Annotated in this window: 2 protein-coding genes; both read left to right on the top strand. The window is 47.4% G+C overall.

Annotated elements, in window-relative coordinates; genetic code table 11:
• The coding region (nosZ, locus tag ACTHUM_RS11175) for a TAT-dependent nitrous-oxide reductase (protein WP_440402901.1) at positions 1-1556 on the top strand (1556 nt) is incomplete at its 5' end.
• 198 nt (positions 1557-1754) lie between these two features.
• The coding region (gene nosD / locus ACTHUM_RS11170; protein ID WP_440402900.1) for a nitrous oxide reductase family maturation protein NosD at positions 1755-2804 on the top strand (1050 nt) is incomplete at its 3' end.

Here is a 2804-nt window from a genome sequence, read left to right as displayed (position 1 = left end):
TGCAAGACAGCGGTCTGCGTTGCTACCCTAACGGCGACTTGCACCACCCGCACTTGTCTTTCACCGACCAAACTTACGATGGCCGTTATGCTTACGCCAACGATAAAGCAAACACCCGTGTTTGCCGCGTCCGCTTGGATGTAATGAAAACCGATAAAATCATCGATATTCCTAATGCTTCAGGTATCCACGGTCTGCGTCCGCAACGTTATCCGAAAACCGGTTACGTTTTTGCCAACGGCGAACACATTGTTCCAGTTGACGGCGTAGGTAAATGGGATGATGCGAAAACTTGGAATGCCGTTTATACCGCAATTGACGGCGAAACCATGGAAATCGCATGGCAAGTTTTGGTAGACGGTAACTTGGACAACGGCGATGCCGACTACCAAGGTAAATACTCTTTCTCTACCTGCTATAACTCTGAACGCGCTCTGACTGTACAAGGTGCTTCTTCTAACGAGCAAGACTGGTGTGTAGTATTTAACCTGGCCGCTATCGAAGAAGGCATCAAAAAAGGCGACTTCAAAGAAGTTAACGGCGTGAAAATGTTGGACGGCCGTGCAGAAGCCAACTCTCCATACACCCGCTACATCCCTGTACCTAACTCTCCTCACGGCTGTAACGCAAGCCCTGACGGCAAATACATCATGCTCAACGGTAAACTGTCTCCAACCGTTACCGTATTGGATGTCAGCAAACTGGACGATTTGTTTGCAGGCAAAATTAAAGAGCGCGATGTTGTCGTAGCTGAACCTCAACTGGGTCTTGGCCCATTACACACTGCATTTGACGGTCGCGGCAATGCCTATACTACATTGTTTATCGACAGCCAAATGGTGAAATGGAACATCGACGATGCGATTAAAGCCTACAAAGGCGAGAAAATCGATCCGATTAAACAAAAATTGGACGTTCACTATCAACCTGGTCACAACCACACTACCATGGGTGAAACTAAAGAAGCCGACGGTAAATGGTTGGTGTCTTTGAACAAATTCTCCAAAGACCGCTTCCTGAACGCAGGCCCTCTGAAACCTGAGTGTGACCAATTAATCGACATCTCCGGCGACGAAATGCGTCTGGTTCACGACAACCCGACTTTTGCAGAACCACATGACTTCTGTCTGGTTTCCGCTTCCAAAGTGAACCCAAGCAAAACTTGGGACCGCAAAGACCCATGGTTCTGGAAAGATGCTTTGGAACAAGCGCAAAAAGACGGTGTTGAGCTGGAAAAAGCCGCTAAAGTCGTACGTGAAGGCAACAAAGTACGCGTGTACATGACTGCCGTTGCGCCTGCATTCAGTATCCCTCAATTTGAAGTGAACCAAGGCGACGAAGTGACCGTATACGTAACCAACGTTGAGACCATTGAGGACTTGACTCACGGTTTCACTTTGGAAGGCTACGGTATCGCTATGGAGATCGGCCCGCAAGCGACATCTTCTGTAACCTTCAAAGCAGTCCGTCCAGGCGTACACTGGTATTACTGCCAATGGTTCTGCCACGCATTGCACATGGAAATGTCAGGTCAAATGATTGTTAAACCAAAATAATTTTGGTTTGATGATTTAATCCTTCAGGCCGTCTGAAAAGACATTCTTTCAGACGGCCTTTATAGCAAAGCTGTTTGTCTGCAGATATTGCAATGAGATATAAGCCATCATCAGACAGCTTTGCTATAACATCAAAATACCTGTTTCTGCATATGTTTACCATGTAGAAAACAGGCCGTCTGAAATTGAGATATAATTATGACGCATACACCATCCCATCGTTCCAAATGGCAACGTGCCGCATTCGTATTGCTATTGGGCAGTATGGTTCAGACGGCCTTTGCCTCAGTCATCAACGTATCCGCACAAGACAATCTCAATGATGCTTTAGCGCGCGCCCAAGCCGGCGATACGCTCAAGCTTGCCTCCGGTACATACAAGACCAAACTCTATATCGACAAACCGATTACCATTGAAGGTCCGGCCGATCGCTCCGCCAAGATTGTCGGCGACAGGAGCGGGCGTACCATTGCCGTTCATGCGCCTGACGTAACTCTGCGCAATCTGACCGTTTCCAATTCAGGCTTGAGCCTGCCGGCCATGGATGCAGGGATTTATCTTGAGGAAACGGCTCCGCGAGCATTGGTTGAACACAATAATGTCTTGGACAACTCAGTCGGCGTATACATCCATGGCGCGGCAGAATCGATGGTGCGCGAAAATAAGATTGTCGGGGAAGCCACATTGCGTGTGAATGAGCGCGGTAATGGCGTAACGGTTTGGAATGCGCCGGGCGCGCAAGTAGTCGACAACGATATTTCCAAAGGCCGTGACGGTATTTTTTCTAATACCAGTACAAACAATACCTATAAAGGCAATCGTTTCAGCGATTTGCGTTTTGCAGTGCATTATATGTACACCAACGACAGCGAGGTCAGCAACAACATCTCTGTCGGCAACAATATGGGCTATGTGTTGATGTTCTCAGAGCGTCTCAAAGTGTATGGCAATATCGCCGTAGGCAGCCGTGACCAAGGCATTATGCTCAATTACGTCAACCATTCCGATATTAACGATAACATTATCAACAAAGCCGGTAAATGCGTATTCGCCTATAACGCCAACTTCAATAAAATTTTTGACAACCATTTTGAAAACTGTCAAATCGGCATTCACTTTACCGCGGCTATTGAAGGCACAAGTCTGTCCAATAATTCGTTTATCAACAACGAAAGCCAAGTTAAATACGTCAGCACCCGTTTCCTTGATTGGGGAGAGGGCGGCCGAGGCAATTATTGGAGCGACAAC

Source organism: Neisseria sp. P0021.S006 (genome assembly GCF_051956895.1).
This window is presented reverse-complemented; position numbering and strand designations above follow the sequence as displayed.